The sequence below is a fragment of the Thiomicrospira microaerophila genome, from assembly GCF_023278225.1.
GTDB classification, from domain to species: Bacteria; Pseudomonadota; Gammaproteobacteria; order Thiomicrospirales; family Thiomicrospiraceae; genus Thiomicrospira; species Thiomicrospira microaerophila_A.
This window is the reverse complement of record NZ_CP070959.1, coordinates 831,530-857,836: the sequence shown is the minus strand read 5'-3', so window position 1 is coordinate 857,836 and position 26,307 is coordinate 831,530. Positions and strand designations below refer to the sequence as shown.

The window sequence follows — 26,307 nt, the reverse complement described above, 5'->3', positions numbered from 1 at the left end:
ATAACCCTAGTTATTCTTCGGGTCTAACACACGTTGGACGCGGTCGGAGAAGAGGTTAGCGGCGAGTACGAGGATAAACATAAACACAAACGCGCTAAACAACGACCACCAGACCATCGGCTCGCGTGCCATTTCTAAACGTGCTTGGTTGATCATATTGCCCCAACTGTGCATGGTCGGATCGACACCCACGCCGACATACGACAACACCGCTTCCGCCAATACCAAGGCACTGAAGTCCAATACCACCGCAATCAAAACAATGTGCATTACGTTCGGCAGAATATGGCGCACAATGATTTTGAATCGGCTAACGCCAAACGCGCGCGCGGCGGTGACGTATTCAACTTGGCTGATTTTTAAGGTTTCGGCGCGCAATAATCGACACAAGCTGGTCCAGGAGGTCAGGCCTAGAATCAGCACCAATACCAACAAACGGAAATCCGCCCGTTCAGTCGCGGTTTCAAACCATTGCGGGTTATTGGTAATAATGGTTTGCATCACCAACACCGAGGCGGCAATTAACAAAATCCCCGGAATCGAGTTCAGCGTGGTGTAGAGATATTGAATAACATCATCCACCCAACCACGAAACAGCCCGGCGCTGATACCCAAAATCAATGCCAGCGGCAACATGACCAAGGTGGTCAGCACGCCGATCAACACCCCGGTGCGCACGCTTTTAAAGCTTTGATAGAGCACATCACCACCGACCTTGTCGGTGCCGAGTACATGATAGTAATGCCCCAAATAATACAACCAAGCCAAGATGACCAGGCCCAGCGTAAAGGTCAGATAGGCGGTGCGCCAGGGTAAATCCGCTTGGCCTTTTATCACCAGGCCTGCTTGTTCGCCAAATCGACGCCCCAAGGCACGCGCACGCCAAACCAAATGCAAACTGATTAATAGCCCGCTTATCGCCAACGCGACCGCCACGGCAAACACGGATTTTTGGCTGATATCGGCGGTACGCTGTGACGCATCCGCTAAATGCGCACCGGCATGCACCAGATCTAAATGCTGTTGTAGCACCCGCCCCTGATCGTCCTTAACGATTGAGGTGCTATGCTCTTTGAGCGCAAAAGGCGCAGAATAGGTGCGCTCGGTTTGGCTGCGAATTTCATTAAACACCCAGTCCAAGGCACTGGTGGTTTGACCGGCATATTGGCGCTCCTGCCCCGGTGTTTGATCCGGCAAGGCTAAACGGAAATGCAATGAATCCAACAACGCGATCGACAAATAAAACAGCAAAATAATCGCTGAACTCATCGCAATTTTGGAACGGAAAATCGCCAGCCATTGCGCCTTAACCTGTGGCGAGCGTGAAATCGTCCAGCCCCAAGCGCCGAGTGCAAGCACCAGCCCCCACACCATAATATCTGTCCAAAGCCATACCCACATCATGATAAACGCACCCTTGGATCAAAAATGGTATAGGAAATATCGGTCAGAATCAGCCCGATGATATAAAGCACCGCGCCGAAAAACACCATCGCTTTCACAATCGCAAAATCCTGTGCGTTAATCGCATCAATGGTATAACTGCCCAAACCGGGGATACCAAAGAAGGATTCCATAATCAAGCTGCCCATAAATAGGCTCGGAATCACCACCACGACGCCGGTTAGAATCGGCAACATGCCGTTGCGCAACACGTGTTTAAACAACACACTGATTTCCGACAAGCCTTTGGCGCGTGCGGTGCGCACATAATCGCGGTTGATCTCCTCCAAGAAAATACTGCGATACCAACGGGTGCCCGCCCCTAAACCGGCAAACACGCCAATTAATACCGGCAGAATCAAAAATTTCACACTCGCCCAGCCGGGTTCATAGCCGGATATCGGCACCCAATGCAGGATTTTGCTAAACAGCACCTGGCCGGCAATAATATAAAACAGGCCGGATATCGACATAATCATCACCGCAATCACCATCGCGGCGGTATCCAACACCGTGGCACGGAACAGCACAATCAGCAACGCCAGTGTAATGGTGGTAATCAGTCCAATCGCAAAGGTTGGCAAGGCAATCGCCAAACTCGGCCACATGCGTTCTTTAATGTCCGAAGCAATATCGCGTCCGGCATCGGATTTGCCAAAGTCAAACACAAACAACTTCAACGATTGCTCAACAAACAAGGTATCGCTCAACTTCACCAGGCCTGGTGCATCGCTATTAAAAAACAACGGCTTGTCATAACCGCGTTCGGCCTTCCAGCTTTGAATCAGCTCCGGTGTGGTTTGCTTGGCGCCCAGTTGCGCGCGCGCCATGTCATCCGGCGTGTTGACCATAAAGAACAATACAAAGGTAATAAAATTGACGCCAATCAAAATCGGAATGGCATAAATCAAGCGACGAACGATATACGCCATCATAAATTGCGCCCTCCCGTTTTAGACGATTGCGGCTGAATCCGTTGTTGTTGACGCGCACGATAAGCGCTAACCGCCCAAATCGACAAACCAATGATAAGCAGGCCTGCTAACCACAAAGGCCAGACCACCGGACGATTCCATTCAGCTTGTTTTTGCAGCCGAAGTTCAGGATCAACCGACAAATATTTCACACTGTTATTGGCTAAACGATTCGGCCAGACATTGTGATACCAACTGTGATAGAGCGCCAACGAACGCGGATGCAAACCAAAAATCCAAGGTGCATCTTTGCGCACAATCTCAAGCATCTGTTGAATAATCGCTAAACGCTCGGGGCTGTTTTCCATATTGCGCATTTGTTCAAACAAGCGATCAAATTCTGGATTGGCGTAGTTGGCCGAATTGATGCCCGAACCCCCACTGGCCACCGCGCCATTCGGCCCGTAAAGCAGGAATAAAAAATTTTCCGGGTCTGGGTAATCCGCGCCCCAACCCCAAAAGAAAATCTGTGCGTCGCCCTTGCGTACCTTGTCTTGAAAACGGTTGTAATCGGTCGAACGAATCACCAACTCGATGCCCAGTTCTTCAAACTGTTTGCGCATCCAATCCATCCGTGCGCGATCATCCGGCCCGGTCGCCACGGCGTCGTAATGCAACTGCAAAGGCCGTCCGGTGGCCGGATTTAACCCATTCGGATAACCCGCTTGCGCCAGCAGTTCACGCGCGGTGTCCAGTGATTTACGTTGATATTCACCATTCACCCAGTCATGTACATAAGGATTGACACCCTCTTCACCTTCCAAGTGACCAAAAATGCCCGGTGGAATCGGCCCTTGCGCCGCCATACCGCGTTCATTCATAAAAATCGAAATAAACTCTTCATAATTCACCGCAATGCTAATCGCTTGGCGCAGTTTTTGGCGGTCGCTACTATAGCCCCCAATCACCTCATCGAGCATATTAAACGCCAAATAAAACACCGTCGGCTCAATGCCTGAGCGCATTTGAATGCCCTTTTCCGCCATTTCACCGGTCAAGTTCAGCTCACCGCTGACCGACACCTGCACGGCCTGATCAAAACTATCCGAACTCACGCCCGAGGCATCGTAGTAACCTTGCAAAAACTTATTCCAATAAGGCACACTTTCTTTTTCCAGGGTATAGACCACCTGGTCTAACAGCGGCAAGCGTTTGCCGGCATCACGTAATAGACTGTCCGGCATGTTGTAGGCTAAACCAGAATCGGGATAAAACTGTTCGTGAAATACCGGGTTGCGCACCAAACGCATGCGCAGGTTAGGATTATTCTCTGCTAAGAAAAACGGCCCAGTGCCAACCGGAAAGGTATTTAAATTAATATTGCGTGCCACCAAGCCTGGTTGCGCATAAAACTGCTCCACTTCCCAAGGCACCGGCGCAAAAAAGTTCATCGCTAACCAATAATTAAACTGTGGATACACGCCTTCAATCTGAATGCGTAATTGATGGTCATTGACCACCTTCACGCCAGGGATTTGGTAAGGACGCAGATCGAAAAACGCCTCACGCGCCACCTCTGCGCGTTCGGCACTGACCTGCTCACTGAATTCACGCAAACCGACAATATAATTCATCATGGTATCCAAAACCGGCGAATGATTCTGTCGCACGGCCATGCGCTTGATCGCATAGGCATAGTCGGCGGCGGTCAATTCACGCGTCGCACGCTGCGACAACTCATAGGGCGAACGTAAATTTGCCGCTTTGTATGCATTCAGAGGTAGATACACAAATTCCCCCTGATCATCCCGCACAAACGCCGGATGCGGTTGAAATTGAATACCCGGCTTTAGGTTTAAGGTAAATTCAGAATAGGCCAGATCGCTTGCACCCTGTTCGACCTCGATTCCCTCGGCATTAAAATAACGCACCTTGGGCATCTCAGCCAGCGTCAAGGGTTCAAGCGTAAACGGACGTTTTAAATAATGATATTGCAACGGCGGCTCAAGAATTTGGCTGATAATCTGCCATTCATTTGAGCTGTAAGCGCGCACTGGGTCAAGGTTTTTGGGCGGTGCGGAAAACGCCGTGAATAAGGTGTTCGATGCCACCGCTTCATCGGTGTAAGGCTGGTTCCAACGATCGGCACAGCCTGACAGGCTAAAAAACAACACCATCAGCCAAAACGTTCGCAGCAGACCTGCTGGATTATTTCTCATTGTTTGGTTCACTTTTAAATTCACGTTATAATGACCGCATTTTTAATGCGTCAAAATCAATCAAAATGGAGAAAAATATGGGATTCCTAACCGGAAAACGCGCACTGATTGTCGGTGTCGCCAATAACAAATCCATCGCCTATGGTATTGCAAAACAAATGCATGAGCAAGGCGCAGAAATCGCTTTAACCTACCAAACCGAGAAACTCAAAAGCCGCGTAGAAAAAGTGGCCGAAGAATTAGGCTCTAGCATTGTACTACCGCTGGACGTCGCAGACGACCAACAAATCACCGATGTTTTCACTGAACTCAAAAATCACTGGAGCGATGGCTTAGATATTCTTGTACATTCGGTCGCCTTTGCACCGCGCGAAGAATTGGAAGGCCGTATGATTGATGCCTCGACCCGCGACGGTTTTAAAATCGCCCACGACATCAGCGCCTACAGCCTGACTGCTTTGACCAAAGCCGGCTATGAGATGCTAAAAGCCCGTCAAGGCTCAGTGATGACCATCTCCTATTTAGGCGCAGAACGTGCCGTGCCTAACTACAATGTCATGGGCATCGCCAAAGCTTCTTTAGAAGCCACTGTGCGCTATTTGGCGGCTGATTTAGGCCAAGACGGTATCCGCGTCAATGCGGTTTCAGCCGGCCCGATTCGCACCCTAGCGGCTTCCGGCATTAAAGACTTCCGTCAAATGCTAGACAAAGCCGCACAGGCGACCCCATTACGCCGCAATGTGACCATTGAAGAAGTCGGCAATACCTGTGCCTTCTTGTGTTCAGACTTAGCGTCTGGCATCACCGGTGAAATCACCTATGTTGATGGCGGCTACAACACCACGGCGTCAACCTAATCCTTATCCATAGGGCATCAGCTATAAACTGAAGCCCTAACCTATTCAGGCTCTACCCCATTCCCGTGAAGTTCTTTTACCCAAAACCCCTTCTAGCAAGGCTTTACGTTCATTAACCATCTGTTGAATTTTCTTTTGCAAAGTCTCAAACCAATTTTCTTGACTGGATGTTGTAGAGGTCTGTAACTGAGTTTCAGCAGAGTTAAAGCTCATCGAAGTTTGAATCTGATTTAATTTTTCAAACCAACTATTTAAACTATCCGCCATGCGTTGCAGACTCTTAAACGCCGGGGTATTTTCAAAAAACTGCCAATTTTCGCTCGTAATTAATGGCATAAGATCAATTGCCTGACTGGTCTTAATACGTCCATCCTCCATTAATACAATACTGGCTGCTTTCGATTGTCCCTGCAAGGCTGCCTTATCGTCACGCAATGCATATTCAAAAGGTACACTTCCCAAGTAAATAGCACCCACACCTGCTTCAGCCAAACTAATGGTTGAGTAGGGATCGGTTTGATCTAACCATATTCTTAGCTGACTAAAAATAGCATCGTTTTGGTCTATCCAGCCATTGCGATCCTCGTCAAACAAAGCCAACTCAGCATAAGCATCACCGGTTCTAGTCCCAAACAACTCAGAACCATCTGTGACCATGCCATCACCATTAAGATCAAAGGTTAAATAACCCGCACCTTGCCCCAACGCAGCAAAGGTTTGAGTTTGCCCATTTGCCAGCAGATCAAACTCAAAGGTAGTGTTGCGCAATGCGACAGGCTGATCACCAAAGTTGATCACTAAAGGATCATGCATTACTGACTGCTGAAGGCTAAGCTCACTGAGTGCATTAATCTCTGTATGCTGCAGGTGTTGCAAATGCAGGTTAAAGTCAATTTTACGGCCATCTGCCAAACTCACCTGCCCTGAGGCACTCATTACATTATGACTAGCTTGTCGATATTGAATTTGCTGTTTAAATTGAAACTCGGCTAAGCCCGAAACCTGCACGCCCTGCGAGGAATCTGACGGAAAAGCCTGTTTTATAGCAATCTGAGCAGAAGACGCATTTAATTGAATCGCGCTTAGTTTTGCAGATGTTTGTGCCATATGATGCGCCGCAACCACTAAGCCCTGCTGTTGAACTTCACTTCTTGATTGCAAAACGGATGTATGGTGATGCCGAGCATCGAATTGATACTGGGTCGATAAGGCCAGACTACTCAACCCCGCAGAAGATCCCATCGCTGCTTTTGACGAACCTTGCAGTTGCGAGGTTTGGTTTAAATACTGAAATTGATTGGATTGATGATTTAAATTGATAGATGAATGTTGAACAATCATAACTGCTACTCCCGATTTATTGAATAAATCCCTGTGTGGAGAAGCATCGGCTTCTAGTCAATATGTTTTATTTTTGTTATCGACCATAAGCACAAAAACTTAAAAACAACCCTAAAACTAATCCTTAGTTACACCATGCTGATGAACTAAGTCCTCAAACTCAGTCAACGCCATCGGCTTACCATAGAGATAGCCTTGATAAAGATGACACCCCATCTCCAACAACTTCAATTGTTGAGCTTCAGTTTCCACCCCTTCGGCTAAAACACTGAGTCCCAGTGATTCAGAAAGCGCAATAATTGAACGCGCGATCACTTCATCATTCGGATCAACCAAAATATCACGCACAAAGCTATGATCTATTTTCAACTGCTCAATCGGCATCATTTTTAAGTAAGCGAGTGAAGAATAACCCGTTCCAAAGTCATCCAACACAAAACCCACCCCTAGTTTTTTAAGAGTAGCCATTTTTTTCGTAACATAAGTCACATCATGAATAAGGACAGTTTCTGTTAGTTCAATTTTTAACTGTGAAGGATTAGCACCACTTTCAGCAATAACCTGCTTGATTTGCTCAACAAAGAACTCATGAATAAACTGCTTAGAGCTGACATTAACCGATAGCTTAATTTGAGATAAAAGCGGATCGTTTTTCCAGCGACTTAACTGGTTACAGGACGATGAAACCACCCAAACACCTAGATCATAAATCATCTCTGAGGCTTCTACCGTATCCATAAATGCATCAGGCATCAGCAAGCCACGGTTAGGATGGTTCCAGCGAATCAAGGCTTCTGCACCAAATACCCGCCCGCTGTTATCCACTTGAGGCTGGTAAAAAATCTCAAAATCACCTTTCGCCAAACCTTCTCTTATATCCTGCTCCAGCTTAGCTTGTAAATTCACCTTCAATTGCATTGCTGGATCAAAGAAACGAACGGTATTTCTACCCGATGTCTTTGCTTCATACATGGCAATATCCGCACGCTTAAGCAATTCATCAATCCCCACTTCATCACCGCTAAAGATCGTCACCCCAATACTTGGCGTAATTCGATAACCCATATCAGCAATCGGATAATCAAGGTTTAATTCAAGCAGTACCTTGTTGGCCAAATGCTCAGCCTCAATCAGGGCTTGATCTTCATTAGAGGCGAGTCCACCCAACAACACAACAAACTCATCGCCTCCAAGTCGAGAAACGGTATCTTCTTTACGCTGTAAATTTTGTAACCTCTCTCCCACTGTTTTTAACAAAAGATCGCCAACGTCATGCCCCTGGGTATCATTAAGCGTTTTAAAGTTATCCAGATCCACAAACATCAAAGCACAGTGTTTTCCTGAACGCTTAGACATCGCCATCATTTGTTGCAATCGATCTAACAACAAACGGCGATTTGGAAGATTCGTCAGGGTGTCATAAAATGCAAGATGCTCAATTTGTTCTTGTGCTTTTACTCGCACACTGATATCACAGATCGCTACCACATAGGTAGAAATCTTATCGTGGTTACGTACCGGAGTGACTCTTAACCAGACCGGGTATTCCTCTTTACTCTGACGACTAAACCAAACCTCACCCTGCCAATTTCCTTGCTCATGCAAATCAACCAACCAGGCCTCGTAAATATCTCCAGCATTTCTAGCAGCAAAAAACATCTCTAACGACTGATCAGCAATTTCAGAAAATGAAAAGCCCGAAACCTGACAAAATGCATGATTGGCTTTTATAATTCGAAGATCACTATCCGTTATTAACATGCCGTCTTGACTTTCAAACGCGACTGCAGAAATTTTCAGATCCTGATCCAATTGACGACGTTCGGTTACATCAATAAAGCTCCCCATCATACAGATGGGCTCGTTGGTTAAATCTCGCTTAACAACGCGCCCTCGATCCATAATCCATATAATACGACCATCGGCTCGGATGACTCTATATTCATGAACATAGGTAATATTTTCATCGATCGCACGTTGCACCTGATCAATAAACCCCTCTAAATCCTCTTCATGAATCATATCGATAAATAACTGGCGATGATGTGATTCTACATAACTGTCAATACCGAGCAGCTTCAGCCAATTAGCGTTATGGGTTGCTTTATTACTGATTAAATCCCAGTCCCAAATGGCTTCTTCGGTAATCGATAATATCTGACTGACATATTCATTACTCTCAAGCAACGCTTCTTTCGAGCGATTGATCATTTGCTCTTTCGCCTGCATCGCATCTAAAATGGTATTTAAATCACGCCCCAATTCAGAAAAATCATCCGAACCTTTTAGGTTGGCACGTGAAGCCAGCTGTCCTTGCTTAACCCGTCCAAGTGTTCGTTTTAACTCTGAAAACCCTAGATTAAATGGTGACAAAACCTGACAAAATGTATAGCCTAAAAAACCGATAAAAACCAATATCAAGCTGAGCTGCCACCATAAATCAGTTATCCACTCGTCTAGCCAATCATGATTTATAAAGTCCAGTTGCAACCAGGCCTGGTTGATCGACAACGAATCATCCAAAGGGATGCGTAAGCTTTGCATTCGATTAGCTTGCAGCTGATCGGTTAATGACAGGTTATCAACCGATAACTGTATGCCTTTTTCAGGATAAAAAACATGAATAGCCGTCGTGTTTGACCAGGGTTTAAAGCGTAAGATCCAAGCTTCCAACTCAGCCGAATCATAGGGGTCAGACAATGCTTGCCATTCAGTAACGATCAGCTTGGCTAGATCAGATTGATAGCTATTAATGGTTTGATTAGCCTGATGCGTTTTCAAAAAACTCGTCAAGACTAAAATCAACATAATAAACAACCCCAGGCCGATGACCAAGCGCCCCAGTAAACTCGTATGCAATCGGGTTAGCGAAAAAAAACAATTTTTTCTTTTCAAAAAGATGTCCTAAAATGAATGTCTGGATAAGATACAGATTAACGCCTGTATCAATGTTCAATCAACCAGTTGAAACTTAGCCATTAAGCTAATAAAAGAATCAAAACTGTAAAGCATATCAGTAGGCAATAAAAACAAACTCAGCAAGTTGCCATTACGCTTTTCTATCGGATCAAGCGAACTATTATTGACATAACTCAAACAACTATGCGACATCATCGTACTATCAGGTCCAAATAAATCAATATCCGTAATCCCCAACAAACATACCGAAAGACCGGCATCCGTGTAATTGACCCGATCATAAAACAAGCAGCTATCATCTAAAGCTGATCGATCATTGACCAAACGACAACTGCCTTTCTCGCCGATATAAAAATAATCGCTCGATGATACCGGAGTCGGCACATCAATGCTTAAACTGATATCTAACAAATCGGCTAATGGATCCGTTAGCAACCCAAGATCAATGCCAAGCAGCCAATTAACGGTATCCGCCAAACCACCTAAAACTTGAGGAACATCAGCACCTACAGCAAGAATAGGACAGTTTTTATAACGCTTGACTTCATCCAGCACCCGACCATTTTTCTGCCAAGGCATCGCCGGCGAACTTGGGTGACTCCACATGGATTCAGGTAAAACCACACCATTTTCTGCACGAATATTCTGGTATTTTAACGAACCACTTGCTGAAGGTGCAAAACCATAACGACAATAATTAATTCTCTGCGTTGAACCAGGCGCACCTGCAGCCATCGACATGGCGCTAGGTATCGTTGAATCATCGACTAAGCATGCATCAAATCTTAAACCGCAGCGATCTTCAGTAATATCGCTTTCAAGACCAAAAATAACGCTAGCAGTTGGAATAAAAGTATCAAATTTGCTCCAAGGAAAACGGCTTGATAGATAAGTCAGTGTCACTTTGACAGCACTAAAAATCGGAGGATTATCCAAATCAATATTAGGCCCTCGGGGATGCTCGGCATGCTCAGCTAAAACAACAAATTCACCCTGCTCAAGGGTACCGAAAAGTACCTCTACCCCAATATCATGATCACGTTGATAGTCCAATGCATTAAGAATAGCATTGACCCTTGTCGAGGTTCGGTCAAGCCCTTGGCCCTCTTCAATCATTTTTTTTGTAATGCTCAATTCGCTGGCCATTGCACTTCGTGCTATTTCTTCAGCGTATTGTTTTAAATTGAGCTGCATGTTCATCTTATCACCAGCTTCAAAGCTGAACATAATTCCTGTCATGAACACCACAACCAGGCCGGTAAATAGAATACTCGCGAACCCTCTTTGACGACTTTTTCGATTAGACATGCTCAATCACCTTTACTATCTTTGTGCTTTTAACGTCAACAATAACATCAAGTTATGCCGAGCACGTTGGTTAAGCGGGTCGATATCGAGCGCCTGATTAAAATACCGCTCCGCCCTATCCCACTGCTTTTGCAGTAACGAACTAAAGCCAAGATTATTGTAACCCGCAACTCGAGTATGACTTTGAGAACTCGACAACCAGGCCTGGTAAACCTCTTCGGCTTCGGCATAGTCTTCCAAACGTAACGCAATAGAGGCAAACAACGCCGTATCATCCAGTGTAGCACTCGGCAGATCTTTTAATTGTTTTGCAGTGACATAAGCCAAATCAAAACGCTGATCACGACTGTAAACCTCCACGAGCAATCGGTAAACCCTAGGATCAGACGGCGCTGTCCGACGTAACCTCAACAAATTCGCTTCTATCTGCTCATAAGACCCCGAATCCAATGACTGCTCAACTAAAGCCAAAGTGAACTCAAACGCTTGCTGCTCAGTCAATTCTTCTCGCAAAGGACTAGATTGAGCGGCTTGATTATAAGCCTGATCAGACGTTACTTTAGACTGAGGTAAAAGAGAAGCACAACCTGGTAAGGCGAACATAACCGTAATCAATAAACCGGTTTTAACACAGCAGATCTGCCAGGGCCTCAACATCTAAAACCCTCGACTCAGTAGCACCAGCTTTTCAGCCAATAAAATAATAAAATAAGGCAACATCAAAAAGGGCAAAATCACAATCGCCATTTTTGCAGAAGCCTTAGCTGCTTTCTCCGCCATACGCTGCTCTCGCTGCTGATATAAACGTCTTGCAAAGTTATTCAACGCCTCAGCAATCGAACTGCCAGCTCTTTCATTTTGAACTAAAACCTGCACCAGTTGTTTAAAATCTTCCGTCGGAACCCTGGCTTCCATCGCGCGAAGCGCTTCAATCCTCCCCATGCCCAGGTTTACCTGTTCCAACATCAAATTGAACTCATCGGCTATTTCAGGGTGAACATCACTAAATTCTTTCGCCACTCTTTGCACAGAAATCATCCAGCTTAAACCCGCATTTAAACTCACGTTAGTCATGTCAATAAAATCAGGTAAACTTTGATTAATTTTAATCGCTCTAAAATGAGCCTTAAGCTCTAACCACTTTAAGGGTGCAAAATAAGCAAACACTAAACCAACAACAATCCAAGCAGGATTAATTTCCATTACAAAAACGGAGCCAAGGGTCATGATCAAAACCAAAACAATAAACCCTAACTGCAACGCATAGAATTTACCTAAATGATAGTCATGACGCATACCGGCTTGAGCCAATTTCAGCAATATGGCATCTAATTGTTTTTGATTTCTAGGAGCCATAATTTGACTAAATTTAAACCATACACCATTAGAAGATTCATCAAGCCTGTCGTTTTCAAATACTTGATCTAATCCAATTAAATGACGCACACGCTGTTCACGCACTCGAACAGCATTTTTAATCTGTAGCAGTCTAGTCACTAATAAAACCAGTAAAAAAACCGAAAACCCTAAAATGCTATAAAAAAGACCCGTACTCATAGATTTAAAACCTAATTCTTAGCATCCAACGCAAAATTAATGTGCCCGCTGCAATCATTAACACAGCAAAAACAAATAATTTTTGTCCCGTTGGGTCATTCATAAAAAAGTGCAGCGACGGATAATCAAACAAAAACTTATAGACCAAGAAAGCAACAGGAGCACCGCCAATAAACCAAGCCGTAAAGCGAGATTCAGCCGTTAAGGTTTTTAGTTTAGCTTGAAAACTTTCACGACGTCGCATTACTAAAGCCAAGTCATTTAATATTTCAGCTAAACGCCCGCCCGTTTCTCGCTGAATCATTAGGGTAATAGCAAAATATTGAGCCTCATCTAAAGGCACTTTAGTTCTAAAAGCCTGCAGCGCTTCTCTAAAACCAACACCCATGCTGATCGCATTATTAATTTCAGCAATTTCACTGGCCAGTGGATCGGAAAACTCATTCGCAACCACGGCAAGTGCGGTATCTATGCCATGTCCCGCATATAAACTTCTGACCAAACTATCCAACATATCAGGAAACTGTTTACGCATAAGGGCTTGCCGCTCTCTGTACTTATAAAGAACAAACCCTACAGGGGTAAACAAAAACCCTATTGCCAATAACCGCAATCCTAAGCTATCTGATCCCAGACCCACAAAAAAAACTAAAAACACCACAACAAGCCCAAAGACCTGAAGCAACATCAGTTTATGCAAACTACCCGACTTCAACAATCCCGCCCTATCCAACCAGCCATTTAAAACCTGTCCAATAGGCTGCATAATACGCGCTTGCAATTTAAAGCGATCGACTGAGGCATCGTCAGCTAGGTTATTAATACCAATCCGATGCAACACCTGCTTCATCTTGCGATCTTCTTCCGTCCTTGCCTGACGTATTAGTAAAAAGACAATCAACCAAGTCGACAGAATGGTTAAGCATAACAACAACCAAAAATTCAACCCAAGCATTAATGAACATCCAAGTCAAAATTGAACCAACTTGCAGGCATCTGATACCCCTGCTCCTCAATCTTATACTGGCATCTGGGCCTTAAACCGGTTGCCTTGAACCGATTAGTCGCCTCTTTAGACACAGGGTGTATTTTCTGCTCAAAATTAAAAATATCTTGCAACACCACATTATCCTCTTCAACTCCGGCAACCTCGGTTACCGAAACAACTCGACGCTTGCCGTCACGCATCCTTGCCATAAAGATAATTAAATCAATCGCACTGTCAATTTGACGGCGAATAGACACCGGCGGGATATCCACACCCGATAGATTAATCATTAACTCCAAACGCGCAATACAATCTCTTGGACTGTTAGCATGAAGGGTAGCTAAAGAACCATCGTGCCCGGTATTCATCGCCTGCAACATATCCAAGACCTCTGCCCCCCTAACCTCACCGAGAATAATCCTATCCGGCCGCATACGTAACGCATTTTTTAATAGATCACGTTGCGTCACTTCACCGACCCCTTCTGCATTCGGAGGGCGAGTTTCTAATCGAACAACATGCTCTTGCTGCATACGCAGTTCTGCACTATCCTCGATAGTCACAATGCGCTCATCTTCTGGTATTAAACCTGACAACATGTTAAGTGTCGTTGTTTTACCCGATCCTGTGCCGCCACAGACCAAAATATTCAGGCCGGATTTAACGGCTGCATCTAAAAACTGGAACATCGGCTCAACCATCGCCCCAAAATTTATCAGATCCTTCGCCCGTAGCGACTCTTTTGGAAACCGGCGAATCGAAACCATAATGCCATCAACCGCTAAAGGAGGAATAATCACATTAATTCTTGAGCCATCAGACAAACGTGCATCCACCAGCGGCGAACGCTCGTCCACTCGTCTACCGGTTACGTAAAGCATCCTGTCCACTTTATTTCGCAGGTGTTCTTCGCTAATAAAGCAAACATCCGTTAACTCAATTCGCCCCTTACGCTCCACATAAACCTGATTATGCCCATTAATTAAAATATCAGACACACTAGGATCTGCCATTAATGACTCAATAGGCCCTAATCCGTAAATCTCATCCAACAACTCGCTGCTCAACTGCTTCACTTCGACGTCGGAAAGAGGATAGCCTAGGCTTTGTGATTCTTTTCGAATCAATTCTTCAAGTCGTGGCCTGAGCTCTTGACGTGTTTCTTGGCTATCGGCGCGATAAAAAGCTTCATCTTCTGCAGCCTGTTTTTGGCAACGAGCCTTTATCGTCAAAAAATTATTATTTTGAATCAGCGGCGCTCTAATAGGTTCCGGTTTAGTTTGCATCGAAACAGCCTTAGCTTGAACTTTAGGCTTGACAGATCCCGCCACATCCTCTTGAGCATGGCGGTTTAGATTAAAGCGATCTTTAAGATTCATCATAACTTAATCCTTACCGCCTAAACGCTTGGCACGCAAAGCTTGCCACCAACCTTGAAATGAACGCTCTTTTTGTGATTTGATAACAGGCCTTACCTGCTTTTCAGTTTTAAAAACAAAAGACTTATCTTCATCAAGATGTAAATCTTGTGCAATCCTTACCAATTGTTGATTAACTACAGACTCCTTAGAAAACGCATTAATCAAAACCGCGTTTTTTAACGATTCATTAAACAACATAAAGTCATTATTGACATAAAATACAGTAGGAACCTGCAAAGCTTCAATAATCTGATTAAGGTAAGTATCAGAGCCGGCATGATAACGGTTCATAATCAGCTTAATCGCTGCCTCGTTATAACCTAAACGCCGAATGACCTGCAGGCCTTTATTGGTTGCTCTTAATGAAGACAAAGAAGTTTCAGACACTAATACAATATTATCGGCTTGATCGAGACAAGACAAAATAACATCTGAAAAGTTATCAGCACAATCAATAACAATATGATCAAAATACTTGCGTAACACTTCAAGAATATTTTTGATCATATGACCATTTAATGAATCCAACTCTGCTATTTCAGCCGGCAAGGGCAAGACATATAAACCAGATGGATGTTGGTTTAGTGACTTATAAATAAGCTTGTCATCAAAGCGAGTAAAGTTATGAATAAAATCCGTAACCGTATACATACGGTTTTCATCCATATCTAAATAAAGTGAGGTATCACCGAGTGGAACATTAAGGTCCAATAAAACCGCATGATTCGATGCCATTGCATCAATGTTTGATGCGATATTGGTTGCTAAGGCCGTTCTGCCAACGCCCCCTTTTAAACTAAAAAAACAAGAGATCATCCCCGTTTTTCCATCACGCCGACGGTCCTGCATATGAATCACAGACAATAAATGCTCGATATCCTTCTCGGCGTCAACAAAACCTCGCACACCTAAATGGCTAGCAGCCAACATAAAGTCAGCGTCTTTTTTAACAAGCACAACAAACAGATCAACGCCCTTAGCGACAGTCAAAAGTTGATGAATATTGGCCAATGCAGCTTCATCATCGCCGTTATACTCCAGCATCACTAAATCCACTTCGGTCAACTCTTCAGGCACTGCATCGGCCACATAAAGCTCATATTTTGAACTTATAGCGAACTTTATTTGATTAATGATGATCTGTGCTTTACCAATATAAAGCGCTTGAGAAAGATTTTTATAACCTACTGACAACATACTCATTCTGGAGACTCCAACCCGGTTCGCAAGTTAGCCAACGGAGATAAATTGACACCCTCAGGCACTAATTTATGTGTTTGTCCAAAGAAAAACATATTAGCCCGGTCGGGTACATCTAGCGTTTCACCCGGTAATGTCAATCCTTGATTGGCTTGAATCGGCTCTTCAAAAACAGGGGTCACAATCACCACCAACTCGGTTTGCTCTTTAATAAAGTTATTTGAACGGAATAAAACACCCAGTATCGGAATTTCACCTAAAATCGGCACACGTGATACGATCGATGAAATATTGTCTTGCAGCAAACCACCTATCACAAAACTTTGTCCTTCACCTAGGGTAACGGTGGTCTTAACTCGGCGCGTTCTAAAGCTGGGTAAATTAGATTCGGTCAACACCTGATTACTTACCTCCGGCTCAACCGTCATTTGAATGCGACCATCCTCAGTAATAATTGGGCTAAACTTTAAACTAACCCCAAATTCTTTATAAGAAATTGATGGATTACCCTGTCCATCGACGATTTGAAGTGGCACCTCACCGCCCACTAGAAAATTAGCTGTTTCACCTGCTTGCACCAACAGTTCAGGCATCGCTAAAACACGCGCTAAGTTATGCGACTCAAGAATGGATAGGGTGCCTAATAAATTACCACGATTAGCACTGACACCAATCTGAAAGTTATTCAGCGTATTCGTTGTTCCACCACTGATCACCCCAGATGCAATATTGGCCGCCTCAAGCAAGAAATTAACACTGGTATCACGGGAGCCGACATCTCGGGTATAGTTCAGAGTTGGATTATGGTTAAGTCCATTACCCTTAACCACTTCAGCGACTCGCACCGACAATTTAATCTGGTTCGGGCCATCAACATTAATCATATTAATAACACTTAAACCCAATGCCGACATAACAGATTGAATTCTGCGTTTACGCGCCTCATTCGCAACCTCACCAGATAGCAATAAAAGGTAGTTACCGGCTGTGGAGCGCACGTGACTGACAGTCGTGCTGCCAATATCCTGCAGTATACTTGTATCGTGACGTTGCGACTGCTGTTGCGTAGGCCGACTTCCCTCATCACGTGCGTTACCAACAGCATCAACTTCTCGTCTAATCGCGGTTTCTGGGCTTAACCATACGGGTTTAAGCTCAAACTTAACACGCCCTTCAACATCAATTTGAGACAGCAACTGAGCAACTAAGGCTTGAATTTCATGAAGCTGTGCCGAGTCTGGATTAACAATCAGTGCTCGACGAGTGACCAAGGTTGGCGATTGACGATACCAGATTAATAACTCAGTTCTACCTGGTTTTAGAGCATTAATCAGCAGTTCACGCTCATTTAAAACCTGAACAGAGGCGACTTCCGAGTTCACAACCATTACACGATGCAAGTCTGCAGAGACTCGAACAACATGGGTATCCGTTTCATGAATTTCTATATCTGACTGCGCCCAAACAACACTAAAACTCAACAATAAAATAGCTAGACTTATTAATCGTTTCATTGAATAACGACCTCTTCAAGTTTACCGCGAGTGATGACTTGAACCACACGACCGGGGTTGATTGAATCCATATCGGCCTGCTGTTTTACGGGGGGCTTAGTTGCTTGGCTGTCAACCAGATCTGCTAATCTTTGTCCTGATGTAGTTACTTCATCGATATCGCCCGGATTACGTAAAGTCATACTTAAACGCCCACTCACCAGCGCCAAGTTAACCATTTCGGCTTCATCAAGTGATAACTTTAAAGTTAACAAAGATCTTTCGGTGTCAGAATAACCCTCTGCTGAATCTGAAGAACCCGGCTTAGCTTGGCCGATTCTTAGAACTTCAACATTTTGTAAAATCGTTCTGCTATAAAGCGACTTTTCACTTGGGTCTTCAAAAACACTGACAATATCAACAAAATCGCCTACTCGGATCAAACCCAGCAAGCCTGTCTGACTTGTCACAGGCACTCTTACTGCACGCATTCCAGGTTCTAAGGTCTGTGAAAAATTTTTAAACTGAATGCTTGGGTCTTCTTGACTTAACTCGACCAAGTGACGATTAATCAACCATTCTTCGGCAAAAATATCTCTATTCAGCGTTAGACCGATTAATCCATCTGGCTGCTCAAAAATTCCAGCGCGTGTAATTGCTATTTTAGGCAACTCAATGGTCTTAATATCCTCGGCTTGAAGTTTGTGCCCGCGCAACAAGTCCCGCGCGCTCACCACCAATTTTGCCATTTCTGGCTGCTCAACCACAATAACGGTCTCAACTGGCCGCTCAGACAGTGCTTGTGTTACCCTTTGTTCAGTATAGAAATAGACCAAAAAAACAACAATAATAGCAACCAAAGTAGCAAGGATATAGGTGCTGGTTATTTGTCGTCTTGTATGCGGTTTAAACATCATGACGAGACCTTCAAGTAGGTTAAACTTACCACTGCTAGTGGCAAGGCAAATCAAAAGTTAGAATATTATTAGCTGTTATCGGAAATACATCATCAATAAAGCCTGGAACTATTAGGGCACTGCTTGGAAAACTTAGCTTTACGACATAGCCTATTAGGGATTCCTCTTGGAAAGACTCCACATCAAAAACAACTGCGTCGGCATTCACAAATTGAGGGGTCGCACTAAGCCTGGTTTGCACATAAGCCAATAACTCAGCCTCTTTAAGCATCACACGATTATTTTGACAGACTGTAAACTGGGTATCATCCAAATCACTATCACGAGCGACCTGTAAACCTTGATGTCTTGCGGATTGAACCACATCTAGCAATATTTGGTTAGCAAGCAATCGGTCAGCTGAATAGCTAACGACCTCAACAGAGGCGATAAGCAACAATGCCATTAAAGGCATGACAAGAGCGGCTTCAATTGAAACCGCTCCGGACTGCTTAAATCGTTGCATGGTTTTCAAAACCAAGACTTATTCGCCACCTGCATCCACACCGCGTATCGCGTCGACTGCACCTTGCAGTGCATCATTAATCGCACCCACTATACCTGTATCGGTACCGCCAAAGAAAAGGGCTGCTACCGCCACTACACCCGCTACGATCAGTGCATATTCAATCATGCTTGCGCCCTTCTGTTTGCGTATTTTATTTGGGTTAATCATCAAACTTACCTCTTTTAAAAATTCATAAAATTACTTATCTTTATTTAAACTGTAAAGAATATTACAGACCTAATATATACCCTAATGAACCATAATTTCAATTTTAACACCCATATAATTTTTTTATGACAAAGAAGTTAACATTTATGAGTAATTTTCTATAAAAAATATACACCTTTACATAATAAAAAATACAACTTACGCACAACCCTTGTAATGAAAAACTTAGTGAAACCAACAAAAAACCCCGTAAATAAACGGGGCTTAAATTAAGTTTCAATTAAAAATTGAAGAATGACTAGTGAAAATTGAGCTCACCGTCTTCCAGCTCAACATGAATAGTTGAACCGGGTTGGAACTCGCCTTTTAGAATGCGTTGCGCGAGCGGATTCTCCAGACGCTGCTGAATCACACGTTTTAGCGGACGCGCACCGTACACCGGATCAAACCCAGCCTCACCTAACACATCCAACGCCGGAATCGACACCTCAATTTTCAAATCAATATCGGTCAAGCGCTGGCGTAAGCTCTCAAGTTGAATGTCGGTAATCGCGCGAATCTGTCCTTTACCAAGTGGATGGAATACCACAATGTCGTCAATTCGGTTAACGAATTCGGGGCGGAAATGACCACCGACCACTTCCATGACCGCTGACTTCATCGCATCGTAATTATTTTCACCCGACAGTTCTTGGATTATCTGCGAACCGAGATTCGAGGTCATGACAATCACCGTATTGCGAAAATCCACCGTGCGGCCTTGGCCATCGGTTAAACGCCCGTCGTCCAGCACTTGCAACAAGATATTAAACACATCAGGATGCGCTTTTTCGACTTCATCCAGCAAAATCACCGAATAGGGTTTGCGACGCACGGCTTCGGTTAAATAACCGCCCTGTTCATAACCAACATAACCAGGCGGCGCACCAATTAAACGCGCGACCGAGTGTTTTTCCATAAACTCTGACATATCCAACCGCACAATCGCATCCTGACTGTCGAACAGGAAATCCGCCAAGGATTTGGTCAACTCAGTTTTCCCCACCCCTGTTGGGCCGAGGAATAAGAACGAACCATTGGGTTTGTTCGGGTCAGATAATCCGGCGCGGGAGCGACGAATCGCATCCGACACAGCTTGCACCGCTTCAGCTTGCCCCACAACTCTCGCGCTCAACGAATCTTCCATACGTAACAGTTTTTCGCGCTCGCCTTCCATCATGCGCGAAACCGGAATCCCCGTCCAACGCGACACAACTTCGGCAATTTCTTCTTCAGACACCTTGTTGCGCAATAGGTGCATTTCGCTTTTGCCGTCGGTCATTTCCAGCTCATCAGCCGCCTTAATTTTGGCTTCTAAATCCGGAATCACACCGTATTGCAATTCTGACATACGCGCCAAGTTGCCTTCACGACGCGCCACTTCCATTTCAGTTCGCGCCTTGTCGAGTGCTTCTTTGTATTGCTGAGCGCCCTGCAACTTGGCCTTGTCTTTTTTCCAGACCTCTTCAAAATCGGAATATTGTTTTTCCAGCTCTTTGATTTGATCTTTTAAGATATCCAGACGTTTTTTCGAGGCCTCGTCTTTCTCTTTTTTCAACGCCACCTGCTCCATTTTGAGCTGGATTAAACGGCGGTCAAGTTTGTCCATTTCTTCCGGTTTGGAGTCGATTTCCATCCGAATACGCGACGCGGCTTCGTCGATCAAATCAATCGCTTTATCTGGCAATTGACGGTCGGTGATATAGCGTTGCGATAAGCGCGCCGCCGCCACAATCGCTGGGTCGGTAATCGCCACCCCATGATGCACTTCGTAACGTTCTTTTAAGCCACGCAAAATCGCAATCGTGTCTTCTTCAGTCGGTTCGTCCACCAAGACTTTTTGGAAACGACGCTCTAACGCGGCATCTTTTTCAATATTGTCGCGGTACTCGTTTAACGTCGTCGCGCCGATACAATGCAGTTCACCACGCGCCAACGCCGGTTTGAGCATATTGCCGGCATCCATTGCGCCTTCGGCTTTACCCGCACCCACCATCGTATGAATTTCATCGATAAACAAAATCACCTGACCTTCGTTTTTCGATAGGTCTTTTAATACCGCTTTGAGGCGTTCTTCAAACTCACCACGGTATTTTGCACCGGCTAATAACGCGCCTAAATCCAGCGACAAAACACGTTTGTTACGCAAACCTTCCGGCACTTCGCCATTGATAATACGTTGCGCCAACCCTTCGACTATCGCGGTTTTACCCACGCCTGGCTCACCAATTAACACCGGATTGTTTTTGGTGCGGCGTTGCAGAACCTGAATCGCACGGCGAATTTCGTCGTCACGGCCAATCACCGGATCGAGTTTGCCCGACTCGGCGCGCGCGGTTAAGTCAATGGTGTATTTTTCCAACGCTTGACGCGTGGATTCTGCATTTTGATCTTGCACTTTTTCGCCTCCTCGGACTTGTTCAATCGCCTGCGCGAGTTTATTCTCGGTCGCGCCAGCTTGTTTTAATATCTCTGTTACTTGATCTTTCGACTCCAAAGCCGCTTTGAAAAACAACTCACTTGAAATATAGCTGTCGCCATTTTTCTGCGCTTGTTTTTCCATTAAATTCAAAATCGCGCCGGTTTGACGCGAAATCTGCACATCGCCGCCGGTGCCGGAAACCTGCGGCAAGGTTTTTAACTTGGTTTGCAGGGTTTGGTTGAGACTATTGACATCCACCCCTGCCAGACGTAATAAATGCCCCTGTTCAGGTAATAAACTCGCTAGAATATGCATAGGCTCAATAAACTGATTATCTTGGCTATTCGCTAATGACTGAGCTTGAGCTAAAACCGCCTGAAATTGGGTTGTAAACTTATCCATCATAATTTGAATCCTTTAAATTATCTGTTATTTAATTTATGGGGTGTGTTATTTTTAATTCAAGCACTACTTTAAACAATTTTTATAACTTAATGATATATAACAACTATGGATAATATATTTTTTACACTATCAAAGCTCAGTTGGATTATTTTAAGCCCGGGCAATCTGATTATCTTCTTGTTTATCTTGGGCACCCTGTTGGTCATTTTCAAGTGGCTAGGCTTGGCCAGATGGGTTTTAATTCCAAATGCATTACTAGCAGGCCTGGTACTGGCTTATCCAGTCGGCGATTGGCTAATCCAACCCTTAGAAAGCCGATTTGAACAACCAGCTGAACTGCCCCAGAATATTGATGGCATTATTGTTTTAGGCGGTGGCGAAGACTTAAAACGTTCGTTGAGTTGGAATGTGGCCGAATTGGGCTTGGGCGGCGACCGCTTTATTGCGGCGAAAAAACTCGCTGATCTTTATCCGGATTCACCGATTATTTTCACCGGAGGCAGTGGCTCGATTCAATTGCAAAATCAAGGTTCTGAAGGCGAAGTTGCTGCGCAAGTTTTTAACGATATGGGATTAAATCCATCACGCCTTGTGCTGGAAAACGCCTCGCGAAATACCTACGAAAACTTCAAAAATATAAAGCCCCTGCTCGAAGCAAACGGCCAATATATATTAGTTACCTCCGCATTTCATATGCCGCGCTCGATGGGTATCGCCCATAAACAAGGGATTCAAGTGACCCCCTATCCGGTTGATTATCGCAGCAATAGCAAGGAATTACGACAAATAGACTTTGATTTTTTTGATCACCTTAAAGCCCTAGAACCTGGCTGGAAGGAATGGATTGGACTAACGGTCTACTACTGGACAGGAAAAACTAGCGACTGGTGGCCTGAAGCTGAAAAGGATTAACCCGATTGTTTTATGAATTTGTGCTGAGATTGCGCAGTGCATTGGTTTCACAAGGAAATTTTCGAATAAGCGCCGTATCCATGATTACGGCCGACTGAGAAAATATTTCTTGTGGAATCAAGGAGCAAGCAAGGTCGGTGCAAATTTGTGAAATATTCGGGTTAAAACCCATTGGATCAAAAAATTTCAGATACTGATTTTTTGTTGAGTATATTATTCGTGGTTTTTATCAGGTTAAGCCAGATACCTTTCAAATAGCAGGTATCTGACATCTACAAACTTAAAGTTTAATTAACTTAAAGCCATTTTCACGCAAAACATCCGACTGGCTGGCTTGCGTTACCACCGCTCGGGTCGGCTGGGTATTTAGATAGCGTTGCGCGACCGCTTGCAATTGCGCTAAATCCGCGCCTAAAACGGCTTGACGATAGGCCATGCGTTTTGCATGGCTTCGGCCATAGAGTTCCTGATAAAACGCCTTTTTGGCTTCGCCCGCCGGTGAGCCGGGTTTATCCATCGAGCTGACAATATTCAAAATCGCCTCATCAACCTGAACCTGCGTTGCATCGGTCATTAACCAATTCAATGCGCGCTCAAAATCAGCATAGGTATCCATTAAACGTGGATCTCGATAGGAATAAAATACAAACGCGCCCGACTCGGCATCAAAACTTGCACCACCGCCATAAGCGCCGCCTTTTTCACGAATCGCACTGTGCAAAAAGCCATTACGCAAACACGCGCCAAGCACCGATAACAAGGGCGCATCGTCATGCCCCCACATCACGGCGGGATAGGATTGCGCACAGAAGTTGACTTGGGTTGAAGTCAACCAGGCCTGGTGTTCAATTGGCGTGGGTTGCGTTAAGCTTAAACCGTCTGTATCGCTGGCGTTATGCTGAACTAAACCAGTGAAATCTAACCAGGCCTGGTTATAGCCATGCTCATCCGCAATCAATAAACCTTGACGCGGTGCTGACGCGATTTTATCGCGTATTTGCGCCAAGTTCTCAGCAAATGCCGTCAACTTATCCGCATCGGCTAAGTCCTTATCCAGCTGTTTGATAAACTGAATACCGGCCAAACCCGAGCGCTCAAAGTTCCATTTGGCGGTGACCGAAAACGCCTGACTAGCCGCACTCATCGCTAAGCTATGCCCCGCACCGGTAATGCGATGTTCCATCGAGGAACGAATTTGCGCCACCAGGTCTTTTAAGCGCGCCGTTTCAGCAAAATCAACTTGATTGAGCGTTTCGTCCATTAAGCGGGTTAAATCTGCTTGATGACGATTCAGGGCTTTGCCACTGAGCACAACATGGCTTTGATACTGTGTTGGATCGACCAAGTCAGCACGCACTGCAGACCGTGCCGACAAACCACCGGTGACCGCAGCTTGCAAAGACTGGGTTTGCAAATAATCACGGCCGCCACTGCCTACCTCAGTTAAACAGCTATTAAACAACGGCATAATCGCTTGTTGTTCAGGCGTTAAATTCGGCGTTGGGATAATCAACTGCTGATAGACCAAACCATTGGTGCCACGCTCATAACCGGTTAAGCCCGCCTGTTGTTGTTTAGCATGAATAATGGGCAATTCAAGCTGCACATCCTCTTTAGTCACCTTTGGCAGAATCGATTCATCATCCTGCTGCGCTTGACGTTGTTCTAAGGCTTTTGCTTGCGCAATAATCGCCTGTTTTTGTTCCACAGATAATCCAGCTTGAATTTGGGCTAACTTGGCTTTTTCAGCCGCTTCACGCTGCCCAGCCAATTCGGTATCGGGCGTAAGTGTTAAACGCACGCGATGTGGATTGTCGAGTAACCAGGCCTGGATTAAATTCGGAATAAAATCAGCTTGCGCAACCTGCTGTTGCAATTGAGCCAACACCTTGTCCACGTCCAGCATCGCCACCGGATCACCCTGATGCAACGCCGCCGGCAAGGCCGATAGCATTAACTCTAAACCGTAAGGATGACTGTCGCCACCGACTTCTCGCTGACTTAGTTCCAACTGATGCAACATCGCTTCAACATGCGACTGATCAATCCCCTCATTAACAATTCGCTCTAACTCATTGATAACTAAGTCTTCAATCGCTTGCGCATGCTGCGGCTCTGAACCCTGAACACCGACCACAAACGCCATTTCTTTATTTGAGTCTTCTAACCCACACAAGGGGGAAGGCGCCGTAGCTAATTCAGTTTGTTCCAACACAAAACGCAATGGCGAGGCACTGTTATCCAATAAAACCGACGCCAATAAATGGCCTTTAAGCACATCCATCGGATCACGATTAAGCCCTAATAACCAACCCATTACAATGTGGGTTTTGTTTTGCGTATCCTCTTCATCTAGCGCATAGCGTGTTTCAATCGTCACAGGCTGGCTAAAACGCTGTTCTGTGCTGACAAAAGTCGGTTCAATTTGAGTGTTAAAACGGCTTAACGCCAAGGTTTCAAAGTCAGCTTGAAGCACAACAGGGTCTTGGTTGCCATAGGTCATAAATACCGCATTCGATGGATGATAATGCGTTTGATGAAACGCAACCAACTGCTGATAGGTTAAATCAGGAATCGCTTCCGGCTCACCACCGCTGTTGTAATGATAGGTTGAAGTCGGGTAAAGCTCGGTGGTCAGGGTTTGCCAAAGGGTCGAAACCGGCGAACTCATCGCGCCTTTCATTTCATTAAACACCACACCTTTATAGGTCAGTGGCGAATTTGCATCATCCATCTTCTCAAACTCAAAACGATGCCCCTCTTGGGCAAAATCTAACGGATCGAGCTTAGGGAAAAACACCGCATCCATATAGACTTGCAGCAGGTTTTGGTAGTCCTTGTCGTTTTCAGTGGCAAACGGATACGCGGTCCAATCGCTTGAAGTAAACGCGTTCATAAACGTATTAATCGAGCGGCGAATCATCATAAAAAACGGATCACGCACCGGATATTTTTCTGAGCCACATAAGGTCGTGTGCTCAAGGATATGTGCCACACCGGTTGAATCCTCCGGCACGGTGCGCAACGCCACCATAAACACCTTGTGTTCGTCATCGGCGGCTAAATGATAGTGCATCGCGCCGGTGGTTTTATGGCGAAAGGTCTGTACCTTAACCGAGAGACTTTCAACAAAATCTTCGCTTAAAAATTCAAATGTTTGATAACAGTTTTGCATAGCACCTCACAAATAAAAAAACCGTTATAACAACGGTTTTTTGTTAGTTTTTAGCTCAGAGT

The 26,307-nt window shown here is 44.9% G+C and carries 19 protein-coding genes; 2 read left to right on the top strand and 17 right to left on the bottom strand.

All coding sequences use genetic code 11. The annotated features are described in order from the left end of the window. Nucleotides 1–6: 6 nt before the first annotated feature. From JX580_RS04115 to JX580_RS04105, 3 genes are read right to left on the bottom strand one after another with little or no spacing between them, the layout of a single operon-like run. Nucleotides 7–1,404, bottom strand: coding sequence for an ABC transporter permease (locus JX580_RS04115; protein ID WP_248851537.1), 1,398 nt, complete (start codon nt 1,402–1,404; stop codon nt 7–9). Next, nucleotides 1,401–2,378 (bottom strand): ABC transporter permease, encoded by a 978-nt coding sequence (locus tag JX580_RS04110; RefSeq protein ID WP_006459025.1) that lies wholly within the window; start codon nt 2,376–2,378, stop codon nt 1,401–1,403. The genes JX580_RS04115 and JX580_RS04110 overlap by 4 nt, the downstream gene beginning before the upstream one ends. After that, the gene (locus JX580_RS04105) at nt 2,375–4,576 is read right to left on the bottom strand and encodes an ABC transporter substrate-binding protein (RefSeq protein ID WP_248851536.1); all 2,202 of its coding nucleotides are present in this window, start codon (nt 4,574–4,576) and stop codon (nt 2,375–2,377) included. The genes JX580_RS04110 and JX580_RS04105 overlap by 4 nt, the downstream gene beginning before the upstream one ends. 77 nt (nt 4,577–4,653) lie before the next feature. On the opposite strand from JX580_RS04105, the gene JX580_RS04100 reads away from it, so the two are divergent. After that, entirely contained in the window at nt 4,654–5,433 is a 780-nt protein-coding gene (locus JX580_RS04100) for an enoyl-ACP reductase FabI (RefSeq protein WP_248851535.1), read from the top strand. Nucleotides 5,434–5,478: 45 nt separating this feature from the next. Here the strand turns inward: JX580_RS04100 and JX580_RS04095 are convergent, their stop codons facing one another. The 13 genes from JX580_RS04095 to clpB form a co-directional block, all read right to left on the bottom strand. After that, complete coding sequence (locus tag JX580_RS04095; RefSeq protein WP_248851534.1) at nt 5,479–6,774, bottom strand: hypothetical protein; 1,296 nt, start codon at nt 6,772–6,774, stop codon at nt 5,479–5,481. Nucleotides 6,775–6,891: 117 nt separating this feature from the next. Further along, on the bottom strand, nt 6,892–9,669 hold the full coding sequence (locus JX580_RS04090) for a bifunctional diguanylate cyclase/phosphodiesterase (protein WP_248851533.1): 2,778 nt from the start codon (nt 9,667–9,669) through the stop codon (nt 6,892–6,894). A gap of 57 nt (nt 9,670–9,726) precedes the next feature. Beyond that, nucleotides 9,727–11,001 (bottom strand): hypothetical protein, encoded by a 1,275-nt coding sequence (locus JX580_RS04085; protein ID WP_248851532.1) that lies wholly within the window; start codon nt 10,999–11,001, stop codon nt 9,727–9,729. A 15-nt stretch (nt 11,002–11,016) separates the two neighbouring features. Further along, nucleotides 11,017–11,658 carry a tetratricopeptide repeat protein gene (locus JX580_RS04080; protein ID WP_248851531.1) on the bottom strand — a complete coding sequence of 214 codons (642 nt, stop codon included), beginning with the start codon at nt 11,656–11,658 and terminating at the stop codon, nt 11,017–11,019. Beyond that, nucleotides 11,659–12,558 (bottom strand): type II secretion system F family protein, encoded by a 900-nt coding sequence (locus JX580_RS04075; protein WP_248851530.1) that lies wholly within the window; start codon nt 12,556–12,558, stop codon nt 11,659–11,661. It abuts the gene before it with no gap. Between the two features lie 4 nt (nt 12,559–12,562). Continuing rightward, the gene (locus JX580_RS04070) at nt 12,563–13,513 is read right to left on the bottom strand and encodes a type II secretion system F family protein (protein WP_248851529.1); all 951 of its coding nucleotides are present in this window, start codon (nt 13,511–13,513) and stop codon (nt 12,563–12,565) included. Then, nucleotides 13,513–14,928, bottom strand: a complete 1,416-nt coding sequence (locus JX580_RS04065; protein ID WP_248851526.1) for a CpaF family protein — start codon at nt 14,926–14,928, stop codon at nt 13,513–13,515. Before JX580_RS04065 ends, JX580_RS04070 begins: the two co-directional genes overlap by 1 nt. 3 nt (nt 14,929–14,931) lie before the next feature. After that, nucleotides 14,932–16,170, bottom strand: coding sequence for an AAA family ATPase (locus JX580_RS04060; protein WP_248851525.1), 1,239 nt, complete (start codon nt 16,168–16,170; stop codon nt 14,932–14,934). Next, nucleotides 16,167–17,681, bottom strand: a complete 1,515-nt coding sequence (locus JX580_RS04055) for a type II and III secretion system protein family protein (protein ID WP_248851523.1) — start codon at nt 17,679–17,681, stop codon at nt 16,167–16,169. Before JX580_RS04055 ends, JX580_RS04060 begins: the two co-directional genes overlap by 4 nt. Next, on the bottom strand, nt 17,678–18,577 hold the full coding sequence (gene cpaB, locus JX580_RS04050) for a Flp pilus assembly protein CpaB (protein WP_248851522.1): 900 nt from the start codon (nt 18,575–18,577) through the stop codon (nt 17,678–17,680). The genes JX580_RS04055 and cpaB overlap by 4 nt, the downstream gene beginning before the upstream one ends. 34 nt (nt 18,578–18,611) lie before the next feature. Continuing rightward, nucleotides 18,612–19,082: a TadE/TadG family type IV pilus assembly protein gene (locus tag JX580_RS04045; RefSeq protein WP_248851521.1), complete on the bottom strand. Its 471-nt coding sequence runs from the start codon at nt 19,080–19,082 to the stop codon at nt 18,612–18,614. Nucleotides 19,083–19,100: 18 nt separating this feature from the next. Further along, nucleotides 19,101–19,292 (bottom strand): Flp family type IVb pilin, encoded by a 192-nt coding sequence (locus JX580_RS04040; RefSeq protein ID WP_248851520.1) that lies wholly within the window; start codon nt 19,290–19,292, stop codon nt 19,101–19,103. A gap of 298 nt (nt 19,293–19,590) precedes the next feature. Beyond that, a complete protein-coding gene (clpB, locus tag JX580_RS04035; protein WP_248851519.1) occupies nt 19,591–22,158 on the bottom strand; it encodes an ATP-dependent chaperone ClpB in 2,568 nt (855 codons plus the stop codon). Nucleotides 22,159–22,263: 105 nt separating this feature from the next. Here clpB and JX580_RS04030 point away from each other — a divergent pair, with 105 nt between their 5' ends. After that, on the top strand, nt 22,264–23,070 hold the full coding sequence (locus tag JX580_RS04030; RefSeq protein ID WP_248851517.1) for a YdcF family protein: 807 nt from the start codon (nt 22,264–22,266) through the stop codon (nt 23,068–23,070). Between the two features lie 280 nt (nt 23,071–23,350). On the opposite strand, the gene JX580_RS04025 is transcribed toward JX580_RS04030, so the two are convergent. Further along, nucleotides 23,351–26,245 (bottom strand): insulinase family protein, encoded by a 2,895-nt coding sequence (locus JX580_RS04025; RefSeq protein ID WP_248851516.1) that lies wholly within the window; start codon nt 26,243–26,245, stop codon nt 23,351–23,353. Between the last annotated feature and the right edge of the window lie 62 nt (nt 26,246–26,307).